At 53.3% G+C, this 22986-nt stretch carries 20 protein-coding genes; 4 read left to right on the top strand and 16 right to left on the bottom strand.

Translation table 11 applies throughout. The features are described from left to right. Nucleotides 1-80 precede the first annotated feature (80 nt). Nucleotides 81-587, top strand: coding sequence for a hypothetical protein (locus GP475_RS03235; protein WP_187975224.1), 507 nt, complete (start codon nucleotides 81-83; stop codon nucleotides 585-587). On the opposite strand, the gene secA is transcribed toward GP475_RS03235, so the two are convergent. The 8 genes from secA to ahcY all read right to left on the bottom strand — a co-directional run bounded on the left by secA (nucleotide 584) and on the right by ahcY (nucleotide 10781). Next, nucleotides 584-3133, bottom strand: a complete 2550-nt coding sequence (gene secA / locus GP475_RS03230) for a preprotein translocase subunit SecA (RefSeq protein WP_187975223.1) — start codon at nucleotides 3131-3133, stop codon at nucleotides 584-586. The genes GP475_RS03235 and secA overlap by 4 nt on opposite strands. A 137-nt stretch (nucleotides 3134-3270) precedes the next feature. After that, nucleotides 3271-3936, bottom strand: coding sequence for a ribosome hibernation-promoting factor, HPF/YfiA family (hpf, locus tag GP475_RS03225; protein WP_187975222.1), 666 nt, complete (start codon nucleotides 3934-3936; stop codon nucleotides 3271-3273). A gap of 73 nt (nucleotides 3937-4009) precedes the next feature. Then, on the bottom strand, nucleotides 4010-4618 hold the full coding sequence (locus GP475_RS03220; protein ID WP_187975221.1) for a ComF family protein: 609 nt from the start codon (nucleotides 4616-4618) through the stop codon (nucleotides 4010-4012). A gap of 41 nt (nucleotides 4619-4659) precedes the next feature. Next, the gene (gene lpqB, locus GP475_RS03215) at nucleotides 4660-6363 is read right to left on the bottom strand and encodes an MtrAB system accessory lipoprotein LpqB (RefSeq protein WP_187975220.1); all 1704 of its coding nucleotides are present in this window, start codon (nucleotides 6361-6363) and stop codon (nucleotides 4660-4662) included. A gap of 1 nt (nucleotide 6364) precedes the next feature. Next, a complete protein-coding gene (mtrB, locus tag GP475_RS03210) occupies nucleotides 6365-7969 on the bottom strand; it encodes an MtrAB system histidine kinase MtrB (protein WP_394367425.1) in 1605 nt (534 codons plus the stop codon). Between the two features lie 11 nt (nucleotides 7970-7980). Next, the gene (gene mtrA / locus GP475_RS03205; protein ID WP_187975219.1) at nucleotides 7981-8676 is read right to left on the bottom strand and encodes an MtrAB system response regulator MtrA; all 696 of its coding nucleotides are present in this window, start codon (nucleotides 8674-8676) and stop codon (nucleotides 7981-7983) included. A gap of 28 nt (nucleotides 8677-8704) precedes the next feature. Further along, nucleotides 8705-9316, bottom strand: coding sequence for a dTMP kinase (locus tag GP475_RS03200; RefSeq protein WP_187975218.1), 612 nt, complete (start codon nucleotides 9314-9316; stop codon nucleotides 8705-8707). Between the two features lie 25 nt (nucleotides 9317-9341). Then, a complete protein-coding gene (gene ahcY, locus GP475_RS03195) occupies nucleotides 9342-10781 on the bottom strand; it encodes an adenosylhomocysteinase (protein WP_187975217.1) in 1440 nt (479 codons plus the stop codon). A 215-nt stretch (nucleotides 10782-10996) separates the two neighbouring features. Between ahcY and GP475_RS03190 the strand changes: the two genes are divergently transcribed. After that, on the top strand, nucleotides 10997-11593 hold the full coding sequence (locus GP475_RS03190) for a hypothetical protein (RefSeq protein ID WP_187975216.1): 597 nt from the start codon (nucleotides 10997-10999) through the stop codon (nucleotides 11591-11593). Nucleotides 11594-12273: 680 nt separating this feature from the next. Here GP475_RS03190 and manA read toward each other — a convergent pair. From manA to GP475_RS03170, 4 genes are read right to left on the bottom strand one after another with little or no spacing between them, the layout of a single operon-like run. Continuing rightward, entirely contained in the window at nucleotides 12274-13485 is a 1212-nt protein-coding gene (gene manA / locus GP475_RS03185) for a mannose-6-phosphate isomerase, class I (protein ID WP_187975215.1), read from the bottom strand. After that, entirely contained in the window at nucleotides 13486-14445 is a 960-nt protein-coding gene (locus tag GP475_RS03180) for a hypothetical protein (RefSeq protein WP_187975214.1), read from the bottom strand. A gap of 19 nt (nucleotides 14446-14464) precedes the next feature. Continuing rightward, nucleotides 14465-15832 (bottom strand): phosphomannomutase/phosphoglucomutase, encoded by a 1368-nt coding sequence (locus GP475_RS03175; protein ID WP_187975213.1) that lies wholly within the window; start codon nucleotides 15830-15832, stop codon nucleotides 14465-14467. A gap of 55 nt (nucleotides 15833-15887) precedes the next feature. Next, nucleotides 15888-16304 carry a DUF3499 domain-containing protein gene (locus GP475_RS03170; RefSeq protein WP_187975212.1) on the bottom strand — a complete coding sequence of 139 codons (417 nt, stop codon included), beginning with the start codon at nucleotides 16302-16304 and terminating at the stop codon, nucleotides 15888-15890. 87 nt (nucleotides 16305-16391) lie between these two features. Between GP475_RS03170 and GP475_RS03165 the strand changes: the two genes are divergently transcribed. Next, nucleotides 16392-16847 carry a metallopeptidase family protein gene (locus tag GP475_RS03165; RefSeq protein WP_187975211.1) on the top strand — a complete coding sequence of 152 codons (456 nt, stop codon included), beginning with the start codon at nucleotides 16392-16394 and terminating at the stop codon, nucleotides 16845-16847. Here the strand turns inward: GP475_RS03165 and GP475_RS03160 are convergent. The 3 genes from GP475_RS03160 to GP475_RS03150 all read right to left on the bottom strand — a co-directional run bounded on the left by GP475_RS03160 (nucleotide 16844) and on the right by GP475_RS03150 (nucleotide 19600). Next, nucleotides 16844-17134 (bottom strand): WhiB family transcriptional regulator, encoded by a 291-nt coding sequence (locus GP475_RS03160; protein WP_394367424.1) that lies wholly within the window; start codon nucleotides 17132-17134, stop codon nucleotides 16844-16846. The genes GP475_RS03165 and GP475_RS03160 overlap by 4 nt on opposite strands. A gap of 473 nt (nucleotides 17135-17607) precedes the next feature. After that, nucleotides 17608-18690 (bottom strand): mannose-1-phosphate guanylyltransferase, encoded by a 1083-nt coding sequence (locus tag GP475_RS03155; RefSeq protein WP_187975761.1) that lies wholly within the window; start codon nucleotides 18688-18690, stop codon nucleotides 17608-17610. A gap of 13 nt (nucleotides 18691-18703) precedes the next feature. After that, the gene (locus GP475_RS03150; protein WP_187975209.1) at nucleotides 18704-19600 is read right to left on the bottom strand and encodes a glycosyltransferase family 2 protein; all 897 of its coding nucleotides are present in this window, start codon (nucleotides 19598-19600) and stop codon (nucleotides 18704-18706) included. Between the two features lie 125 nt (nucleotides 19601-19725). On the opposite strand from GP475_RS03150, the gene GP475_RS03145 reads away from it, so the two are divergent. After that, nucleotides 19726-21327, top strand: a complete 1602-nt coding sequence (locus tag GP475_RS03145) for an LCP family protein (RefSeq protein ID WP_187975208.1) — start codon at nucleotides 19726-19728, stop codon at nucleotides 21325-21327. A 15-nt stretch (nucleotides 21328-21342) separates the two neighbouring features. Here GP475_RS03145 and crtI read toward each other — a convergent pair whose 3' ends face one another. Continuing rightward, nucleotides 21343-22986 carry a phytoene desaturase family protein gene (crtI, locus tag GP475_RS03140; RefSeq protein ID WP_187975207.1) on the bottom strand — a complete coding sequence of 548 codons (1644 nt, stop codon included), beginning with the start codon at nucleotides 22984-22986 and terminating at the stop codon, nucleotides 21343-21345.

Here is a 22986-nt window from a genome sequence, read left to right as displayed (position 1 = left end):
ATACCTTTCTTCTTGTCAATGTGACACAATAATACCCAGCCCCACCCTCATCTGCCCTGCAAGCAGCAGGGAGTTTCACTATGCTTTTGCCCATACCCGGGTTTAGTTACCTAAAAGCCTCAGAAGGTTCGACGCCTCCACACCCGGTCCTATCATCCCCAGCCGCCCCCGTCGTCACGCCGGTGTCGAGGGAGATCATCACGGAAGCTCGGCGCAGAATCAGAATTGTGCTGGATGTTATTTTCCGAATCCGTCCCCCCTCTCATCTTGAGAAAGCAGGACTAAGTTCGGTTGCGACCCGGCTATTGCGGCGTCGGATGGCAGAGCGCTCCGACAATGCGGGCCCGGTCAGGGTGGATAGCCTCCATGTCAGAGAAGCGGTCGATGGACCAGATTTTGAGATCTATGGCTGTTGCTCATCACGGGCCCAAGGCTGGGCATTTCTCGCACTTTTTGGCCCACCATCTGGTCTACCTGTTCTCATCGAACCGCAGAACCAGGGACGCGACGCCAACCACATTCCTGCGGTCCAGGAACCTCGCTGCTGGCAGATCCACTCTTTTCGGCTATTATCCCCGCACCGCTAGGCTTGGGCCTCGGGAGCTTCCGGGGCCGAAGGAGCGGCAAATTGATGGCGTAGTGAGAAAAGCTGGCGAACGGTTTCTTCCTTGATGCCTTCTTTCATGCCATTAAACATGTCTCCGCCTTCTTTTTGGTACTCCACCAGCGGATCGCGCTGCGCCATGGCGCGCAAACCAATACCTTCTTTGAGATAGTCCATCTCATACAGGTGCTCCCGCCATTTTGCGTCGATGATGGGCAAAATGATGCGGCGTTCAATGGAGCGCATTTGATTATCTCCGCCAAGTTCAGTGACGTGAGTTTCCAGTTCCTCATATTGGCGGTGAGCATCATCTAATAAAGCCTTGCGCAGATCCGCCGCGCTGAGCTCACCGGGAGAACCATACTCATCCCCATCGATAAGTTCCTGAGCGGTGAGACTCGGCCCGTAGAGGGTATTGAGCGCATTCCACAGCGAATCCAGATCCCAGTCCTCGACGTAACCATCGGCGGTTGCGCCGTGCACGTAGGCGGAAATAGTTTCATCAATCATGTCTTGAATATTGTCCCCAATATCTTCCGACTCAAGGATCTGGCGACGCTCCCGATAAATAACTTTGCGCTGCTCATTGAGCACCTCGTCATATTTGAGAACATTCTTACGCATCTCAAAATTCTGGTTTTCCACCTGGGCTTGCGCGCCCTTGATGGAGTTAGTCACCATTTTTGCCTCGATGGGGACATCATCTGGCACATTAAGACGATTCATCATATTTTCCATGGACTGCCCCACGAAACGAACCATCAAATCATCCCGCATGGACAAATAGAACCGCGTCGCACCGGGGTCTCCCTGACGACCGGAACGTCCCCGCAACTGGTTGTCAATGCGTCGAGATTCATGGCGCTCAGTACCCAGAACATACAAGCCGCCGGCTTCACACACCTTCTCCGCTAGAGTCCGGGAGCGTTCTTTAACCTTGGGGAGTTCCTCATCCCACGCAGCCTGATAGGCTTCCTCATCTTCTACTGGATCAAGCCCACGTTCCCGCAACTTAATATCCAATAAAATATCGGGATTACCACCCAAAACAATATCGGTACCGCGACCCGCCATATTGGTAGCGACGGTGACATTACCGGGTAGTCCCGCCTGAGCCACGATCTCAGCTTCTTTGTCATGCTGCTTAGCATTAAGCACGTTGTGCTTGATCCCCCGGCGCTGCAGGAGCTGTGAGAGATACTCGGAGCGCTCTACCGAAGTAGTACCCACCAAAATGGGCTGCCCCTTAGCTGAACGTTCCGCGATGTCGTCCGCCACGGCTGCGAACTTCGCTTCCTGAGTCTTGTATACCCGATCGGCTAAATCCTCACGAGCGTTCGGGCGGTTCGTCGGCACAGAAACAACGTCGAGCTTATAAATCTGGTGCAACTCCGCAGCCTCAGTCTCCGCAGTACCCGTCATCCCGGCCAGTTTTTCATAGAGCCGGAAATAATTCTGCAGCGTAATCGTGGCGAGAGTCTGGTTCTCATTTTTAATCTCGACGCCCTCTTTGGCCTCTATGGCCTGGTGCATTCCCTCGTTATAGCGACGACCAGACAGGACACGCCCAGTGAACGCATCCACAATAAGCACCTCTCCACCGCGGACAATGTAGTCCTTGTCACGGGTGAATAATTCCTTGGCTTTGATGGCGTTATTTAAGTAACTCACCAACTGGGAATGCTCTGGAGCATACAAGTTGTCAATGCCTAGTTGATCTTCCACGAAACCTACGCCATCTTCCAGGATGCCGACAGTTCGTTTACGATGATCAACTTCGTAGTGAATGCCTTCTTGCATCCTCGGCGCCAACTGGGCGAAAACAGTGTAGAACTGCGAGGATCCATCCACTGGCCCGGAGATAATAAGTGGAGTTCGTGCCTCATCGATGAGGATCGAGTCCACCTCATCCACAATGGCATAGTGGTGACCGCGCTGAACCAAATCTTCCAAACTGCGAGCCATATTATCGCGCAGATAATCGAAGCCGAACTCATTATTGGTGCCGTAGGTGATGTCTGCCGCATAGGAAGCACGACGCTCCTCTGGGCGCATCTCAGACAGGATCACACCCACATCTAAGCCTAAAAAGCGGTGAACACGTCCCATCCACTCGGCGTCACGCTTAGCTAAGTAGTCATTGACCGTGACGACGTGCACGCCCTGACCTTCTAAAGCATTGAGATAGGCAGGAAGAACACAGGTGAGGGTTTTTCCTTCACCCGTGCGCATTTCGGCGACGTTGCCGAAGTGAAGCGCAACACCACCCATGACCTGAACCGGATAGTGCTTTTGACCCAACACCCGCCAGGAGGCCTCGCGGGCAGTAGCAAAAGCTTCTAAAAGCAGGTCATCGACGGTTTCTCCGGCTTGAATGCGGTCCCGGAATTCCTGAGTTTTGGCTTTAAGCTCCTCATCGCTGAGCTTGGCGTAGTCATCTTCTAAGGCGATGACATCATCAGCAATTTTGCGTAGTCGCTTAAGTACTCGGCCTTCACCGGCTCTGAGCAGCTTCGATAGTCCAAACACGTATGTCGGTCCTTAACACTTCTGTCTGAGTTCAAGTAGGTCGTGGCACATTGTACGCACCCAACCTCCACAATTGTGACAAAGCACCGGGCCGCCACCACAACTTCTGTGATGACGGCCCAGTTTTCGCGCTCTGCTTAGCCTTCTTCAGCCAGCGCAATTAATCCGTAGTCATAGGCGTGGCGACGGTACACCACTGACGGACGACCGGTTTCTTCATCCACAAAGAGGAAGAAATCATGGCCTACCAATTCCATTTCAGAAAGAGCGTCATCCACACTCATGGGGGTGGCAGGGTGTTCCTTGGTCCGCACTACCTGACCTGGGGTTGCGTCTTCAACGGACCCCTCGTAGGGGTCAACATCATATTTCCCAACGTTATCCCGGGCTTCTTTAGCTTCGTTGACTAATTCAGCAGCTGCTTGTCCCGTCCCCATTGGGGCACGGTGACCGGAACGGGCAATAGACCGACGCGCCTTCACTTTCCGCAAAGACCGCTCCATCTTGGCGAGCGCTGTTTCCAGTGCCGCATAGAAGCTATCTTCCTTTGCCTCTGCACGAGCCAAATGGCCCTTTCCAGTCGCTGTGATCTGGATGCGATCAGACTGAGCCTCCCGGCGCGGGTTGGGCTCATGCTGAAGTTCGACGTGGAAGAAAGTCAAGGTGGGATCCAAGCGGGCGATCTTTGCCAACTTAGATTTGACCCGATCTGCGAAGTGCTCCGGGACTTCCACATTGCGTCCAGTAATGGACACCTGGATCTCGGGGCTCAGGGCATCAGTGTTCTCAGCAGGTGTAGTCATCTGCTTCCTACCTCCGTGTCGGACGGAATCTCGATTCACCACAACTGTACCCCTGATATTTACTTTCCGGCCATCAGGCAAAGGCTAGGGTCAGTGCTGCCCTGACTCGCACACCACCGCTGACCAGGACTTCTGTTGACGCAGCCAGGGTGGCCCCGGTAGTGACCACGTCGTCCACCAGGACAACTTCCGTGGAAATTTCTGCTAAGCAGGGGTACACCCGGATACCCCCGCTCAGGTTTGTACGTCGTTGACTCGCACTCAGCCCCACGGAATCCTGCACCCCCGAATGGCGCAGAGCGACTTTCGTCGGAAAACCGCTAAATCGGCAAATATCGGTGATATGGTCTCCGCCACGGCGTCGCGCATTCTTAGGCAAAGTTGGAGCCGGCACCAGAGTCAGCCGATGAGGTAACTCCCCTCGCGCTTGAAGGTAACTAATCGCAGAACCAATCACTGCTCCTGCATAAGGACGAATCGCCCGATTCGCTCGTTCCTTCATGTCCAGGACAATTTCTCGATGCGGTCCATTCCACGGGCTTAACGAAAACACCGGACAGTGTGGATCTACCCGCGGAGTAATGCGTTGCGGAATACGTCGAAGCTGCTCCTGACAATCGGCACACAACACACTCCCCGGTTGGCGACACCCCGCGCACCACCGTGGCACAAATAACTCCATAAGACCCCCCTTTTTGTTTTTATGATTCTCTCACAAACCCCCTAGTTGGCGACGGTAAGTGCCGAGCGCACCCCTTGCAGACCTGGGACTTCCCGCCAGAAAAATCCTCCTTCACCACCAATAGGAAGCTGACGGGTGGAATGAGAATCAGTGACATAAAGCATTGATGGTGAAGCAGCAACAGCCACCACCGGTGCGGTGAGGTTACCTGAGGGTAAAGAGGTCACCGCCGAGCCATCAAGTTCTACCCGCCAGACGGGATTATCGGGAGTGGACGTGCCAACCACCAAGGACCCATCATATTGCCAGTCCACCGCCAAAACAGAGTCGCCTAGTTGTGGAGCGATCTCAATAACTTGGGTGAGACGCCGTTCTGCCGCAGCCGGTCGCTGAACAATCGCGGTATAGAGTTTTCCAGCCACCACAAAAGCTGCCCGGGTCCCATCGTGTGAAAGCCGGAGAACAGAGATATCCCCGTCAAGTTTCTTCAGATCGGTGGTGTCAACCACACTTTCGGCTAATTCTCCCGTGGTGCTGGACCGGACAATACGGGTGACTCGACGCCCCTCGGCTACCACCCACACCGCAGAAGAATCATATTCAAAGGTGGGCGTCGTGAGGGAACTAGCGCTCAACGACGGATCAAGACGGGCGTCGATTTTCCCCACCCATAATCTATTCTTATCCCCATCACTGCGCACAATGGCTGCACTGTGATCTGCTCTAATGGCTGCTGAACGGATATCGCCGCTATGGGCCACAGCGATATTCTTGTCTTCTAAACCATTATTCGTTACTTGGAATAAATTCTTATCTGTGAGCGCATAGAGGGCTGGATCCGAGCCGGCATAAACTGCCGGATTATACTCCGCGAAATCATCAGTGCTGTATTTGTCGTAGGAATCTAAAAGTGGCTGCCCATCAGCCTCAATACCATAAGGCCCAGGGATTCTAGCCGCAGAAAGCGTCCATACCAGTTCCGCTGCTAGTTTCAATCTTTCACCCTGATCTAGGCCAGCTAAACCGCTAAATCGGTAGGTTTGGTCTTCAGCCCCAATAAATTCCGCGTCTTTAGGTAAGTGAGCATTCACCGCCGGTTTAAGGATTTCACTAGCACCTTGCGCCCACAAAGACACCAGGGTGGTATTCATCGAATCATTAGCGGAATACACCCAGCGACGGTCATTAACTAAAACCTTCCCCGTCGTGTCAAAATAATAGAGCTCATGCGGTTGGTATTGGTTTCTTAATTCCGACCTTTCTAGCACTAAGCCATTGGGAAGAGAAGAAATCCTCCATTCGCCATCAACCTGCTGCAACTTGACATCGGCTTCGTACAGAAAATTCTCTGGCCGATACGTCCCGTCTGATTCCAAGCGACCAATAACATCGCCGCGAATTTTATAGGAATGAGTGCTGTTGTCAGCCCCCGGTTGGGTGGTGAGATCTATCCGATTAACCACCAACGTGGACTCCCTAGGATTCCACCGCTGAGATGCCTCCGCGGTCATAAAATTCCGCGCAGATAAATAATCCCCGGTAGGGCGTGCCGAAGCAGCATAGAAATCCCGCACAAGCAAATCGGGTTCTCGCCCGGCAATGGGGCTAATAGCACTTGGTTCTTCCTGAGAGGATTCGAACTTGCGTAGTACTTGAGGTTCAGAATTACCTGGCAAAGAGTTGCAGCCGGCTAAGCACAGCGCGCTGGAGCATAGTAGCGCTAAGAATGGGCGTCGGACATTCATCTTAGGGCTCCTCTTCACGCTCGAGTTCTGGAAGAACAGGTTGGTCGATGACGTGGGGCGGCTCCGGCGCGGTGAGGTCAATGGGGGTGTCGCTGATCTCTCCACCTGGAGTGCGCGGAATTATCAGACGGAAAGTAGAGCCTACGCCGAAAGTGCCGGTGGCGTCTAAGGTTCCGCCGTGAAGTTGCGCGTCTTCTCGGGCGATGGCTAACCCTAGGCCAGTTCCCCCAGAGTGCCGGACGCGAGAGGCATCGGCCCGCCAAAAACGATTAAAGACGAGTTCCTCTTGCCCCGGTTTTAGGCCAACCCCGTGATCTGTAACGATAATGCCTACTGCTTGATCGTTGGCTTTCATTTCCACGTCGATAGGTCTTCCCTCGGAATGATCAAGAGCATTGGCTAGCAGATTACGCAAAATCCGTTCGATGCGTCGAGAATCAGCGGAGACCATGACGGGGGAATCAGGGAGGTGGAAATTTACTTCCACAGATAGTTTGTCCGACAGGTGGGAAACCTGTTGCCACGCCGCTTGGATGCAGGATCGAAGATCAAGCTGCGACTCAGAAAGATCTGCAACTCCTGCATCATGGCGCGAAATCTCCAAGAGATCTGCGAGTAAAGCTTCAAAACGATCCAATTCACGAGTCATGAGTTCTGAAGCTCGACGCGTATGAGCCGGCATCTCCTCAGCCTGGCTTGCAATCATGTCCGCAGCCATGCGCACCGTAGTCAATGGGGTGCGAAGCTCATGAGAAACATCCGAGGTAAATTGCCGTTGCAGGTCACCGTATTCCTCAAGCTGTTGAATCTTCGCCGACAAAGACTCAGCCATGGTATTAAAACTCAACGCTAGACGGGCCATTTCATTTTCCCCGTTGACCACCATGCGTTCCCGAAGATGCCCGTCGGCCAAACGCTGAGCAATACGGCTTGCCGAGCGCACCGGCGCGGTGACTTGATTAGCCATCAACCAGGTAATGCCCACTAAAAGCACCACCACAGCCATGCCCGCGGCAGACAGCAAACCACGCATCATAGCCAGGGTAGATTCTTCTTGTTCGAGGGATAACACCAGATATACCTGCAGTCCGGGGATATCCGTGGCCGTCGGTGATCCGACAATAAGTGCCTTGTAGGTGGACCCATCTGAACGCTCAATAGTGGAAAATTGGTAGGAGACTTGCCCTTCCTCCACAAAATGCACCAGTTGATCTGGGATTTTATACCCTTCTGGCGACGTACTGGGCGGATTATCAGAATTGGGAACAAGCAAGACGGGCTCATAGACAGCCGCTGCCTCTGACCCGGAGCCGCTCCGGGCAGTCAATGTGGCTCGAGCTGAATTGAGGCGCACTTGCAAAGAACTGGACGATGTTGTGGCATCTATTTGTTGTTCGACGGAAACCCTGGCTCGATCAATTTCCGAATTTGCAATATCTAGCTTGGCATTGATGAGGCTCTGGGCAATTAAGCTAACTAATCCCACACCAATGAGGATCATCACCACTGCGGAGACGATGAAGATAGAGCCGATAACTTGGAGCTGCAGAGACGTACGCCAACTTTCCAGAGCCCGGTCTCGAGCCTGGAGCAAGGTTGCTTTTATGGCTTTCACGATTAGCCGTGTTCGCCCACCACACCGTCACCGGTTTTATAACCCACACCCCGGACGGTGAGAACAATGCGCGGGTTTTCTGGGTCCTGTTCAATTTTCGAGCGGAGTCGCTGAACATGAACATTGACCAGCCGCGTATCAGTGGAATGGCGATAACCCCACACCTTTTCTAGCAGTTCTTCACGGGAGAAAACCTGACGGGGGCGTCGAGCCATTTCTAAGAGCAGATCAAACTCTAGCGGGGTTAAAGAAATTTCTTCTCCGCCTCGTTTCACGGTGTGCTCGGCGATATCAATAGTTAAGTCACCGACTTCCAAAACCTCGCTCGGGGCACTGTCTTGACTGCGCAACCGAGCTCGCACCCGAGCAATCAGCTCTTTCGGTTTAAAAGGTTTCGTAATGTAGTCATCTGCCCCGGTTTCTAAGCCGAGAACCACATCGACGGTATCGGTTTTCGCGGTCAGCATCACAATGGGCACGGAGGAGCGCTGCCGAATCATCCGGCAGATATCAATCCCATTCATGCCGGGAAGCATGAGGTCAAGTAGGATTAAATCAGGTTGTTCTTGCTCAAAAACAGGAACCGCTTGGGCGCCATCCATAACCGCTATTGCTTCAAAACCCTCGGATTCTAAAACGATGGTCAGCATTTCGGAGATGGCTGGGTCATCGTCAACGACGAGGATCTTTGCTGCCATTGTGACCTCACTCTCAATATGCGGGAATTTAACGGAGTAAACCGTGGGGGATCCTTTGCAGGATATCCTTAGCGGCGGTCGTAGCCAACCATGGACTCCCCCATTCCTGCCTCACTAACTCCAGATAAGCCTGGTAGGTCCGCTTTTGCAAACCATAATCTCGTTCATAACGATCCCGATTCCGGGTGTGATCCGCTATCTCTCGCTGCTGTGCCCGCTGGGCGGCCACTTCCGGCTCTGTAGTAAGAAGGATTTGCAAATCAGGGGTGGGTAAACCTAATTGTTCAAATTCAAGGTGGTACACCCAGGATGCGAGATCAGGATTCCCGGTGCGAGCCACGCTATAGGCCGCATTCGACGCCACATAACGATCCAGCACAATAAGCCGGTCCTGAGTCCCAGCGAAAGGCAAGAGCTGGGACCGAGCACCGTGACGATCAAGCGCAAAAAGAGTGGCCATGGCGTAGGGGGAATCAGCCATATCCCCCATCTCCCCATGAAGAGCGTGGGCGGCAAGCTGAGCTGCTATTGAGTCCTGGTATCGAGGAAAAGCTAAAACCTCAGCGTCTACCTGTTGAACAAGCGCCTGAACCAGGGTATTTTTCCCAGCTCCATCAATACCTTCGATGCAAATTATCATGCCGTCTGCTCGCCCTTAATTGTTCTTAATAACGGTAATGCTCTGGCTTATAGGGGCCAGCTACGTCCACACCAATATATTCTGCTTGCTCCTTCGTCAACTCCGTCAGAGTCCCGCCTAAGGCTTGGACATGGATTCTGGCAACTTTCTCATCCAGAATCTTCGGTAGCCGGTACACCTCATTGTCATAATTGTCCCCGTTGCAGTAGAGCTCAATTTGCGCAATAGTCTGGTCTGCAAAAGAATTACTCATCACAAAGGAGGGGTGGCCAGTGGCGTTACCGAGGTTTAATAGGCGCCCCTCAGAAAGCACAATTATGCTTCTCCCATTGGGCAAGGTGAATTCATCAACCTGAGGTTTGATATTGACCCGCTCAACATCATCGCGGTGAAGTAGTGAGGCCATATCAATTTCATTGTCGAAGTGCCCAATATTGCCCAGCACCGCATGATCTTTCATCTTCAACATCTGATCAAAGTTAATAACCCCCAGATTTCCGGTGGCAGTGATAACAATATCGGCTTCTCCAATAGCGTCATCCACAGTAACGACAGGGAAACCTTCCATCAGGGCCTGGAGAGCGTTAATGGGGTCAGCCTCGGTAACTTTCACCCTGGCGCCCTGCCCCTTCATGGCTTCCGCACACCCCTTACCAACATCACCATAGCCACAAATAAGCACATTTTTCCCGCCCATCAACATATCGGTAGCACGGTTAATACCATCGATTAGACTATGACGGGTGCCGTATTTATTGTCGAACTTCGATTTCGTCACGGCATCGTTGACATTCATCGCAGGGAATGGCAAAAGTCCCTGGTCAGCGAAGTGGTAGAGGCGGTGCACCCCGGTGGTGGTTTCCTCTGTCACACCCCGGACTTCCTCAGCAATCCGAGTCCATTTACCCGGATCGTGATCCAAGGCCTCCCGCAACATTCCGAGAAAGGCGATGTGTTCATCAGAATCTGTCGGTTCATGAGAAGGCACCACCCCAGCCTTTTCATATTCCATCCCTTTAATCACCGCCATGGTGGCATCCCCGCCATCATCCAGGATCATATTAGGTTCTATCCCATTTCCCCAGCTAAACACCTGGTTGAGACACCACCAGTACTCATCTAGGGTTTCTCCTTTCCAGGCAAAAACCGGAACTCCCTGCGGATCTTCCGGGGTTCCCGGTCCGACGACGACCGCGGCTGCAGCTTCGTCTTGAGTGGAAAAAATATTGCAGGAGGCCCATCGAACCTCGGCCCCTAAGGCGGTCAATGTTTCAATCAGCACCGCAGTTTGTACCGTCATGTGGATAGAGCCGGCGATGCGCGCACCTTTTAGGGGTTGTTCCTCAGCGTATTCTCGGCGCAGCTCCATGAGGCCCGGCATCTCATGTTCCGCTAAGCGAATTTGATGCCGCCCAGATTCCGCCAGTGTCAGGTCTTTAACTTTGAAATCAAAAGACTTCGTCATTGGTGGTTTTCCTCCTCAACCAGATCACGCCGTGAGCAGAGTGCTCTTTTGAGTTATTTATCGGCTCAACCTCTACCACTGTAGACCTTCCCTCCCCTGAGCCCGGAACTCTCTACCACACCACAGCAAAAAGCATGTATATTTTGGTTTCCTTTTTTCACAAAGACTGCTAAGTTATAGAATTGTTACCCAATCATGATTATCAGGAACGTATTTTGAGCAATAATCCTAGCCCCACCACCAACCGCCGCGTGGCGGTTTTTGTTGCTGGCGGAATTCTCTTCGCGGGGATTGCTGGCTTAGGGGTATGGCAACTGAGCACTCCCCATAACAACTCTGAAGTCATGAAATCAGTCCCGCTCAACGCAACGGATACGTGTTCTTCTCCAGCTCAGCATTCCTCTTCTCGAACAACTGTGGTCCCTACTGAGACAAATAGTGGCAGTTCTCCGCAAGTAGTACCCCCCACCACTGTTTATAGCGAGGATCCGTTCTTAGCACCTCATGCTTGGGTCTCTCCAGCCCCTGCCGCTGCTGCTCCAACCAGTGTTTACCGACCAGTCAATCCGGGATCTCCCGTTCCTTCTGCCACTCAAACCACCCCCAATGGCGGACATAAGGGGCCGATCCCGGAGGTTCTCCATCATCTTCAGATTCCCAGCAATATCCCGGGAATCCCTGGAAGCCAAGGCCACCAACAATCTGGTGCCGGGAATCAATCTCCTACACCAGAATCGCCTCAGCTTTCCCCAACCCCCTCAAAACCGGATATTCTTCCGGGTCTTGGCAGTATCACCATCTCCCATTTTTAAAGGCGAAGCATTATTTCTCAGACAAGCACGCAGACGCAGCCCTCAGACAATAGCAACCACGGAGTTGTTATTTTCATTGTCTCGGGGCTAAGTTTGGCTTTCCTTGTGGGGTTGATGGTGTGGCTCACCACTAATCCAGAAAAACCTCAACCTGATCCTATTGCCGAAGCTAGTTCGACGAGCCGAACCAGCACCTTCCACTCCAGCGCACCGGAAGCTGTGGACCAAGATCAGGAGAACAAGGCTCGGACTCAGTCTCTACATCAAGAGCTTCCGAGTGATGACCCCTATCTTCCTCCGAACGCCTGGTTACCGCGGACACATCGGATAGTAACACCAACTAGGGTGTATCGACCTGATAGTAGCCTGACGCAGGCAACCGATGGATCCTCCCCTTCCAAGGTTCCGGAGCCTGAGCCTCAGCCGACTACACCGCCTCATCCGAGCCCGAAGCCTACGCCGGAGCCGATTCAACCACCTACCTCGCCACCCTCGCCGGTACCGACGACTCCGAATCAGCCAAATACGTCGCCTGTTCCCCCCACGACCGAGCAGCAACCTACTTCGACTCCAGCATCAACCTCGGCGTTGCCACCGAGTTCCTCACCTGACTCGGGCACGCAAACTACCGATTCACCGACCTCTTAGTAGGAGATCGCAACTGCCTGTACGGATAACTTTTAGGCGGTTGCGATGAAGAATTCTCCCCCACCACTGAGTGTGATTGCTGGATCATCGGCCGGGATCCACACTGCTTGCCCAGGATGAAGTTGAAGCTCGGATTCATCGCTTGCAGGTGCACCCTGGGTGCGGAGGTTAAGGATACCGGCGGTGCATAAACCGATAACTGGCCCATCAAAATCGATGGTGATGTCTTCTGCCTGCGCGATCCGGTGCAAGACAAAATCTGGGATAGGAACGTGATAGATTTCTCCCGGCTGATCTGGGAGGTGCACCGGGTTTGTCCGAGGATCAGCCAAAGAATGGAAATCAAGAACCCGAACAAGTTCAGGAACATCCACGTATTTACTGGTCAGTCCCCCACGCAACACGTTGTCTGAATTTGCCTGAATCTCTACCCCTAGACCATGAATATAGGCGTGGAGCTGTCCCGCAGCCAGGTGGATGGCTTCTCTGGGTTCCAAGGTGAGATGATTGAGCAACAGCGCACCCAGTATTCCGCTATCTCCTGGGTAGCGCTCCTGGAGCAGCAATAAGTTAGAGATCACCTCATCAATCCAATTTTTCTGAGGCTGATAGTTTTTCGCTGCGCGAATAATGGCAGCCACTAATGTCTCTCGTACCCCCGTAGGGATAGTAATCCATGTGGTAAAGAGTGCTCGAAGATTCTCTTCTTCAACTTCAGGATCCTCTGACGGGGCGTCCACCATCGCGAGATAGCGATCTAGCTCCGGGCAGTTCAAACTTGTTAGGAGTTCTCGGGTGAGAGCTAAGGGGCGAAAACCAGCCATCGCCTTGAATGGGCTCAGAGCAACAGTTAATTCAGGCTTGTGGTTAGCGTCGCGATAATTGCGCTTAGGGTCGCGCACATCAATATTTTGCTCGTTTTCACGAGTAAAACCATCCTGAGCCTGCGCTAAGGAAGGATGCGCTTGTAAGGATAACGGTTCTTCAGCAGCTAACAGTTTTAACAGAAACGGTAATTTATTATCAAACCGCTGGGCGACCCGCCGCCCTAGGCATCCTTCCGGGTCCTGGGCTATCACTTCGGTGAGTGGCCTTCCTGCCACTGTCGAAGGACTCATCGGATGTGCCCCTAGCCATAGTTCAGCTTCGGGGCGATCAGCGGGAACAGGACGCCCCTGCAGTGCTGCGAGCATGGTGCGCGAACCCCAGGGGTAACTGCGGATCGTTCCATCAAGCTGCTGCATTTAACAGTCCTCCGGACTAACAGAATAAGTCGTGGCAGAAAAGCCACGGACAACTAAAATCAATAATTCTTCCAGCGAACCAGTATTCACCTGGGTGGCGTTTTCCACCCGGGTGGAGCCTAATTCCGCTTCGGCTTCTGTGGGGTAGGCTCCCCACATCACAACCTTCGAGGGTAACACCGTAGCTTCTGGATCCACGTATGGGTCATGGAAGATGTCCGGTTGCGGCTGGGTGCGTAGGCGTTTCCACAGTTCCGGCCGGCTTAGTGCACAGCAATGTAATCCACATGCAGCCCATAAGGCAGATACCATTCGGGCTATGCTGAGTTGACCGCTGTGGATGATGGCGTATTCGGTGGCCAGATTCCTTAATTGCCGGGCAGCATTCTCCGAGTAACTAACCGAGGGAGCCAGGTTGGCTAATTCCTGATCCACTGCATCTGCTACTCGATAAAGTTCTGCGCCAAGATCACTGTAGTCTCCACGCAAAAGCTGATAACTGGAATAGATTGCCCCGGCATAACGAAGTGGAGATTCCACAACGCCGCTTCCCAGTGGGGTGCCTAATCGCAAAGTAGCCGAAGGCGCTTCCTCAGCTACCCCCTGCATTCCGCTGTCGATGAGCGCGGTTAAAGCACCTCGGTCATGCGCTGACTGAACAACGTGCAGTCTTTCCATGGGGTCTTGCTCGCCAAGAACGAGGACCACATCTAAGGCCCCGGTGTAGTGAGGAAGACGTCGGCTAATAACTACGGGGAACTCTAGTGGCGCCAACCGGTCGAGCACGCTGTGGGCGGCAGCTTCAGCCACGTCTCCGAAACAGAGAACAATCAAACTTCGGAGCTGAAACTCCGCGAATTTCTTCCACTTTCCCCCGGCAATCTCGGTGGCGAGGGCGCGAATCTGCGCACCCTCGTAGGCCAGCTCAAAAAACTCTGGGTTATCGTCTCGGGGTTCCATGCCCTCCTAGGTTAGCGGTTTAGGCTCGAATAATGCTGAGAATTTCCGATACCAAGTCCTCTACCTCTGAGCGCGAGCGAGCCTCGACGTTGAGCCGGAGCAAGGGCTCAGTGTTGGAAGCGCGAATATTGAACCAAGCTGGGGTTCCTTGGAGTTTTACGCTTACCCCATCCAATCGTTCCACTGAAGCTATCCGCTCCTTAAAGGCGTCCAACACGGCGTCAACTCTTTCTTGCTGATCGTTGACAGTGGAGTTAATTTCTCCCGACGCCTCATAATGCTGGTAGGAAGCCATTAATTCGGATAATGGCTTAGATTGAGAACCTAACGCAGCAAGAACGTGAAGTGCCGCTAAAATTCCGGAATCGGCATTGTAGAACTCGGTGAAGTAATAGTGGGCAGAATGTTCCCCACCGAAAACTGCCCCTGATTCTGCCATCGCAGCCTTAATAAAGGAATGCCCCACCCGGGTCTTCAGCGCAACACCACCATTGCGGGCGATGGTTTCTGGAACAGATTGAGATGTAATAAGGTTGTGGATAATGGTAGCCCCTGGGCGGGTCGCTAAATAACGTTCAGCGATAAGTGCACAGATAGCCGATGGACTAACCGGTTGCCCTAACTCATCAACCACGAAACAACGATCAGCGTCTCCATCAAAAGCTAAGCCAATATCAGCACCCGTTTCTTGGACAAATTCCTGCAAATCACGAAGATTAGCTGGCTCTAGGGGATTAGCTTCATGGTTGGGGAAGGTGCCGTCGAGCTCAAAATATAGTGGTTTGAGTTCAATAGGAAGACCCTCGAAAACGGCGGGAACAGTCAATCCCCCCATTCCGTTTGCCGCATCAACTGCTACTACGAGAGGTCGCATGGATGAAAGATCCACTAAGGATTTCACGTGATCAGCATAGGCGGTCAGCACATTAAGTTCCCGACGCTGACCTGGTTGGCCAGAAAAGGGTGGAATTCCTTCCACCAGCATGGTGCACATGGCATCTAACCCAGTGTCTTTCCCAATTGGGCGAGCCCCTGCTCGGCACATTTTCATCCCGTTGTAACGAGCTGGATTGTGGCTGGCAGTAAACATTACTCCGGCACAGTGCAAAGAACCGGACGCGAAATAGAGCTCATCAGTTGAAGTCAGCCCCAAGTCCACGACATCTATACCCTGCGGTAGGACTCCTTCGATCAATGCTTCCACCAAGCGCGGGGAGCTTTCGCGCATATCATGCCCGATGGCGAGGGTCTGTTCCCCTTCTTCCCGGAGTAGGCACCCCAGCGCGGAACCGATATCGCGCACCAGATTTTCGTCGAATACATCTCCGACCACACCGCGCACATCATAAGCCTTGATAACGTCAGCTAGCTCTTCGCGAGAGTACATAATCCGGGTCACTTCCTTATCACGCGGGGAATCTTAACCCGATTAGTGTACCGGTCTAATCGCCGTCATCTAGATCCGGCACCACGTGAAGATGGCCACGTCGAGTAGTTTTTTGTTTCGCCAATCGCTTGAGACGATGCACCGGATGACTGGAGGTTTCTGGATCAGACCAGTGATCTTCTACGCTCACCAGACCGCTGCGCGGGCGGCCACGTCCGGCTTCCCGTACCGCCTCCGCCAAAGCAGTCAAGTCATCGTCATCCTCATCATCAATGCGATCTACCCGCAGCATCTCCCACCCCAAGGGAACGGTGATTTTCTCTGCATGTTCAGCACACAGATCCCAACTATGTGGATCCGGCGACTCGGCAAGCGGACCGACGACCGCGGTTGATTCACTATAGGCATAGGTCAGTGTGGCAACAGCGGGACGGTTACACCCAGGGCGACAACAGCGGCGAAATTGACTCACGATCCTCAAGTCTAGACTTCTACTTGAGCTTTTCAACCCCCGCGTGCCTTAAAGCCGAGTTTCGCGCTCAGGTTTAAGCTAACAACCATGCCTTCCTCTGCTTCTCGCGACCGCCACGGCCGCGGCCTCCGTGGCCCGCTTTTCCCCCGAAACGCTCCGCGTTCTCGCAGTCCCCGAGAAGAATTTGACGCCCTCGTTTTAGAAGCTTATGCCCCCATTCAGCAAGCCTTTGCTGATCAGCTCCAGGGCTTAGACATTGCCGTAGACACCATTCCCCGCATGAGACTCAGTGCCGATATGACTGTCCTTCCTGAGGAAATTTTTGCCGATGGCCCAGTCCCGTTGGGCCGCATCATTCCCGCTGGAGTAGATTCCCACGGGTTTCCCACAAGGGCTCGGCTCGTTCTCTTTCGCAAACCCATTGAACAACGCGCCCAGGACGTAGTTGATCGCCGAGATTTACTGTCGACAGTTCTGAGTCACCTCGTTGCGGTGTACCTCAATCTCGATCCCCGAGATATAGATCCCCGGTTTGAGTATTAGCTGATCTGGTGTTTTAGTCGGCGACGCTCACGATCCGAAAGGCCACCCCATATTCCGAAACGTTCATCGTGTTCCAGGGCAAATTCTAGGCATTCATCCCGAACCGGACATGCTTTGCAGATTCTTTTGGCCTCCCTGGTAGAACCGCCCTTCTCCGGGAAGAAAGCTTCCGGGTCAGTTTGGGCACAGAGAGCCTGGTCTTGCCACTCTTGTTCAACAGCCCCAAAAAGCTCTTCGAGGCTTAGTTCCGCGGCAGCGCCTACACGGAGAACGGCGCTGTCTGTCACATCATCCACGCCATTGTCCTTTCTCCGTTGCTCAACAACTATCCTTCGGCTTCGCACTTGCTCCCCGTCCGCAAGGAGGGGCGGTCAAGAATTCGCCTTACACCGTTGTGATTACACACCCAACCCTACATATCGTCAACCCGCGCCGAGTGATTCCAGCAAGATTCTCCCCTTCTCCCACGTCACATTTCACACAAGTCACAATTTTCACACCTAGGGGGTATTATCGGGGGTACTAGATATTGTGGTTCAGGATTTTTTAGGCACAATTTTCCAATCACCTGGTGAGCCATCCCCACTTTGTTACTACCCACCCTTAAAGTAAGGGGTTAACCTTTAGCTAAGAACCATCCTAGACCGCCCTTAGATAGCGCCCAGACCTTGCTGATGATGACGAATTTTAGGCAACCCCACCACACCAGATAAAGACCATCCGATGTAGTTTCTCAGCCTAAGCGCAGATGCCCACGCCGCTATGCGTCGGAAGAAAACCGGACTCCGTTGTCGGGAATTGCCACTCCTGGCCACACTCTCATTCCACCTTGAAGCTCACACCGGGCCCCGATATTGGCGCCTTCGCCGATGACGCAGTGACTAATACGCGCGTTGGCGCCGATTCTTGCACCAGAGGCGATGATGGAGTTATCGATCTTGGCTCCCGGTTCAATAGTGACGCCGTCAAAAATCACCGAGCTGTCGATCCGGCAACCAGCACCAATTTCTGTTCCTCGACCCACAACTGTGCCGCCAAATAGGATGACGCCTTCTCGCACACCGGCTGTGTCATCTACCAAGGATTCACCAGTTCGTCCGGCGAGGAGAGGAGAGTAGGCGATGCCACGGACTAAATCTGAGGAGCCGTGGATAAAGTCATCGGGCCGCCCCATATCTCGCCAATAGGACGTATCAGCATGTCCAATAACCCGATGCCCGTTAGCTAAAAGCTGTGGGAAAACCTCGCGTTCGACACTAACTGCACGTCCAGCCGGAATAGCTTCTTTGATCAATTCCCGACGGAATAGATAACACCCGGCGTTAATTTGATCCGTGGGAGGATCTTCGGTTTTCTCCAAGAAATCCAGGACGCGCCCCTCCTCATCGGTAGGCACACAACCATAAGCTCGTGGATCCGTAACATGAACCAAGTGCATGGTCACATCCGCATTTTTCTGGTGATGAGTACGCAGTAAAGCAGCTAAATCGGTTCCCGCCAGAACGTCGCCATTAAATACCATCACGGTGTTATGACGAAGCCGAGGATAGACGTTGCGAATACCACCGCCCGTTCCTAGGGCTTCTTCTTCCACGACATATTCAATGTCGAGACCAAAATCCGAGCCGTCTCCGAAGTACTGCTCAAAAACTTCAGCTCGATATGAGGTAGAAAGCACTACATGCTCAATGCCGGCCGCCTTGATCCGAGCCAATAGATGCTGCAAGAAGGGGTAACCCGCCGTGGGAAGCATCGGTTTTGGGGTGTTGACGGTTAACGGACGCAACCGGGTGCCGCGCCCACCCACCAAAATGACGGCATCGGTATCAGCCATCGTTGCCATGATCTTTTTCACCTCATCTGTCTTCATGATTATCTTGGTTACGCCGACGCAACTCTGATTGCAGCGCCACCACGGAACGCAATTGCAGACCTAGTTTTAGCGTCCACCGAAGGGGAGCCTGCCACCACTGTGGATGCCGATCCGCCTGATAGCGATAGGCACTGTCATGGTGTGCCTTCAGGGTGAGGCGTGGACGTGACCCAGCAGCATGCCCCTTGGCGTGGGTAATAACCGACGTGGGACAAAATATCGAGGTCCACCCGGCGCGCCGGAGGCGATCTCCCAGATCAACATCTTCCATATACATGAAGTAACGCTCATCGAAGCCACCGATTTCGTTCAGCGCACTCCGCCGCAGTAAAAGACAGGACCCAGAAAGCCACCCGGCTTCCCGTTCCTGGTCCATATTCAGATCATCTTTATACGCACGGCTAAAAGGGTTCGACACCCAGATCCCACCCAAGATCGCGTGTCCAATCCCGTTACTCAAAGTGGGCAAGGCGCGAGCCGAAGGATAGGTGCTGCCATCAGCTTCTCGAATACGCGGACCAAAAGCTGCACCTCGTGGGTGCCGGGCGGCACACTCTAGTAGCTGGTCAATACTGTTGGGATCAAAAACAGCGTCGGGGTTGGCGATAAGAACGAAGTCATTGCCGATACCCAAACGATCGACTTCCCGAAGAGCAGCGTTAATCGCCGCACCATAACCAATATTCCCCCCAGTGGGAAGAAGTATAACGTCGTCACATTGTGCAGCTTCCGGCGCGCCATCCGTCGAACCATTATCCGCCATGATGACCACAATGTTGTGTGTCGTTGCTGATGGCAATGAATCCAGGAATGTGCGTAAATAACGCCCCGGTGAATACGTTACGGTAATCACCGGAAGCACAGAAGACGTAATACTCACAATCTTTGGATCCTACCGTTGAGCCCCAAAATATTGGTTTACGCCACCCGGGCGTCTGTCCAGTAGTATTCTTCTCTGGAGAAATCCGGAGATTCAACCATTGTCTATGAGGAAGATAGCCTAGAGTGAACGAGCCGCAGCGTCCCATAAGGAATATCAAGGCAGCGCCCTCGGCTGCTACCTCACTAACCCAGGCGGGCCCCAAACCTCTGAAAGTTGTTCTCGCTGTCCTAGCGGTGTGCGTGCTACTGATTTCTGGCGTTGGCTGGTATGCCGTGGGACGGGTGGGAAATGACGTCGCTAACGCGGGGAACCTCGCACTCGGTGGTGGTAAAGGCTCCCGCGGGCACGCCGCTGACGGCGCTACCGACATCTTGCTGGTGGGATCTGATTCCCGTACCGACGCCCAGGGGAATCAACTTACCCCTGAAGAAATTGACATGCTTCATGCCGGTGATGAGGAAGCCGATAACACAGACACCATGATGGTGATTCGGGTCCCTAACGATGGTTCCTCCGCCACCGCCGTCTCTATTCCGCGAGACACCTACATTAAAGATGGCGAAAACGGCAATATGAAGATCAATGGGGTTTATGCCGCACACAAGGCTAGCGAGGCAGAACACCTCAGAGCTGAAGCAGCCCAAGGCGGACAACACCTCAGCGATGCTGAAATTGAAGAACGCTCTAAAGTTGCAGGCCGAAAAGCCCTGATCCAGGCAGTGGCTAACCTAACCGGAGTAGAAGTCGACCACTACGCCGAGGTTGGCCTCGTTGGTTTCGTCTTACTCACCGACGCTGTTGGGGGCGTGGATGTTTGTCTTAACGCCCCAGTCAATGATGAATTCTCCGGCGCTAACTTCCCAGCCGGACAGCAAACTCTCAACGGCCCTCAGGCGTTAGCCTTTGTTCGCCAACGTCACGGTCTCCCCCGCGGTGATCTCGATCGCATTGTCCGCCAACAAGCGTATATGGCTTCGCTCGTCAACAAAGTGTTAGCCGCCGGCACGCTCACTAACCCCAGCAAGCTCTCCGATATGGGACAAGCCGTGCAGCGCTCTGTGGTGCTCGATGATGGCTGGGATATCATCAGCTTCGCCACCCAACTCCAGGACCTCGCCGGCGGAAATGTGGTATTCAACACTATCCCAGTAACTTCACTGGATGGTGTGGGCGACTATGGGGAATCCATCGTTACCGTCAACGTCGATGAAGTCCATCGATTCATGAAGAACCTGTTGGGCGATAAGAACGATCCGAACAACGACAACACGGAAAGCTCTAGCACCACGGCTCAACCTGCCGAGAAATTCAGCGACGCAGTCAAGACATCCCAGGTCCACGTGCTCAACGCTGGGTCTACTCCGGGTCTCGCTGGAGCCATCGCCAAAGTTCTTAAAGACGATGGACTAAAAGTGGTAGAAACCGGAAATTCCCGCCCTGGGGTGTATTCCACGAGCCAAATCCTCGTGGCCCCTGGCAGCGAAGACGCCGGCCATGAACTCGCCAATGCCCTTGGCGGGCTTGAAGTAAAAGAAAATTCCTCCCTCGAACCGGGGACCATTATCGTCGTTGCCCATAATGACTACCACGGACCTCATGGCGATCTGCAAGAAAGTGCAGCCGAGGAAAAGAGCGTCGTGGGTCAGCCAGGTTCGGATATGGGAGAATTGCCAGAGTCTCCCAAGATTGACGCCGGCGGCAACGGGCCACGCTGCGTGAATTAGTTTGGAATAACTACCTCATTGTTCCCTGCTTTTCCGGGGGCCGGAAGTTCGGTCCCCGGTCATTGCTTTAAGCACGTTTTCTGCGGAAATCAAACACATAGGCACCCCTACTCCTGGGCGAGTAGTAGCTCCTGCAAAAAAGAGGTTGTCAACGGCGGAACTACGAACTGCACCCCGGAAGAAAGCCGATTGCACGAGGGTGTGGGCTGGCCCAATAGCACCACCATGGAAAGAATGATGCTGTTCCAAGAAATCGGCTGGACCCAACGTTTTGGCGATGACTATCCGGGAGCGAAGATCTGGGATATTGGCTCGTCGGGAAATCAACTCAATAACTTGATCTTGGATATACGACACCGACGCGGACGCCTCTTGGTGATGAAGATTCCCGTGCCCTAGCCGAGGGTCTGAAACCACCGGCAAGAGGATAAAGAGATTCTCATGCCCCGCTGGTGCAACATCGTGTTCCGTGGCCGACGTTTTTGACACATACACCGATCGGGAAAAGGGAGTATGCGCTACTGGATCCTCACCGGGGCGGAACTGTAATGGGCGTCGTACTTGATCAAAATCAACCTCCCAATTGTGGCTAAAGAAGAGGTTGTGGTGTTCTAACTCAGGGAGCGAACCGGTGACTCCAGCCATGACCAAGACCGCTGATATACCGGGGTTGACCCGACGAAAGTGCTTGTTATTCCAGGTCCGGAGATGAGCAGGAAGAAGGTCCATCTCACTGTGATGAAGATCGACGGTAGAAACCACATAGTCGGCGTCGAGGTGAATCTTCCGTGGCCCGTCGGGTGTTCGTTCTTCGGCGTTAACTCCGGTGGCATGAGCTTTGCGGAGCGGATTTTTTGACCGTGAGGCTTCCCAGGTTATTTCTTGAACTGAGGTCCGTAGCCGAAATGTCACTCCTCGTTGCTGGCACAGCCGGATAAGACTATTGATGACCGCGGCGAAACCGCCTTGAGGGTAACGAACTCCTTGAACTAGATCAGTGTGACTCATTAAGTGATAGAGCGCTGGTATTGAGCGTGGCTCACCGGATAAAAATACCGCCGGATATTTCAGCATTTGTCTAAGCCGGGTGTCGTTGAAATTCTGATTAACCCAGCTTTCTAGACTTTTTCCCAGTAATTGAAGTAACAATCCCAACCGGCGGATCACTATCGGGTGTAAAAACGGCGCCGGCGTCGTGAACGTTGTATAAAGAAAACGTTGGCAAGCGATCTCATAAACTTCACCAGCGAGGGTCAAATACTCTCGCATTTTCTGTCCCGCCCCGGATTCGAAAGACTCAGCTAACTGAGCCACAGCTTCAATACCACGCGGGATATCTACGGGGTGATCGTTCTCCGGAAAAAGCCGATACCCAGGCTCCAAGTGCGTCATGGTGAGCTCTTGGTCTATCGAGGTTCCCAGAAGCTGATAAAAGTGTTCAAACGCGTCGGGCATCAGGAACCATGACGGCCCGGTATCCCAACGAAAACCCGGGTAGTCAGCCAACTCTAGTTTCCCAGCTCGCCCTCCCGGTCGACGTCCATTATCGACGACGCATACATCCGCACCATGATCAGCAAGCAAAGCAGCACTAGCTAGGCCTGCCACCCCGCCACCGATCACCACAATTTTTGTTCCCGGCTGAAGAGACCTCGGCAT

Source organism: Corynebacterium poyangense, from assembly GCF_014522205.1.
Lineage (GTDB): Bacteria > Actinomycetota > Actinomycetes > Mycobacteriales > Mycobacteriaceae > Corynebacterium > Corynebacterium poyangense.
This window is presented reverse-complemented; position numbering and strand designations above follow the sequence as displayed.

What these genes read in the sequence shown, in the direction of transcription:
- GP475_RS03235 (WP_187975224.1), top strand. Translation starts at nt 81, where the DNA reads ATGCTTTTGCCCATACCCGGGTTTAGTTACCTAAAAGCCTCAGAAGGT.
- hpf (WP_187975222.1), bottom strand. Translation starts at nt 3,936, where the DNA reads ATGACTACACCTGCTGAGAACACTGATGCCCTGAGCCCCGAGATCCAG.
- GP475_RS03220 (WP_187975221.1), bottom strand. Translation starts at nt 4,618, where the DNA reads ATGGAGTTATTTGTGCCACGGTGGTGCGCGGGGTGTCGCCAACCGGGG.
- lpqB (WP_187975220.1), bottom strand. Translation starts at nt 6,363, where the DNA reads ATGAATGTCCGACGCCCATTCTTAGCGCTACTATGCTCCAGCGCGCTG.
- mtrA (WP_187975219.1), bottom strand. Translation starts at nt 8,676, where the DNA reads ATGGCAGCAAAGATCCTCGTCGTTGACGATGACCCAGCCATCTCCGAA.
- GP475_RS03200 (WP_187975218.1), bottom strand. Translation starts at nt 9,316, where the DNA reads ATGATAATTTGCATCGAAGGTATTGATGGAGCTGGGAAAAATACCCTG.
- ahcY (WP_187975217.1), bottom strand. Translation starts at nt 10,781, where the DNA reads ATGACGAAGTCTTTTGATTTCAAAGTTAAAGACCTGACACTGGCGGAA.
- manA (WP_187975215.1), bottom strand. Translation starts at nt 13,485, where the DNA reads ATGCAGCAGCTTGATGGAACGATCCGCAGTTACCCCTGGGGTTCGCGC.
- GP475_RS03180 (WP_187975214.1), bottom strand. Translation starts at nt 14,445, where the DNA reads ATGGAACCCCGAGACGATAACCCAGAGTTTTTTGAGCTGGCCTACGAG.
- GP475_RS03175 (WP_187975213.1), bottom strand. Translation starts at nt 15,832, where the DNA reads ATGTACTCTCGCGAAGAGCTAGCTGACGTTATCAAGGCTTATGATGTG.
- GP475_RS03165 (WP_187975211.1), top strand. Translation starts at nt 16,392, where the DNA reads ATGCCTTCCTCTGCTTCTCGCGACCGCCACGGCCGCGGCCTCCGTGGC.
- GP475_RS03155 (WP_187975761.1), bottom strand. Translation starts at nt 18,690, where the DNA reads ATGGCAACGATGGCTGATACCGATGCCGTCATTTTGGTGGGTGGGCGC.
- crtI (WP_187975207.1), bottom strand. Translation starts at nt 22,986, where the DNA reads ATGCCGAGGTCTCTTCAGCCGGGAACAAAAATTGTGGTGATCGGTGGC.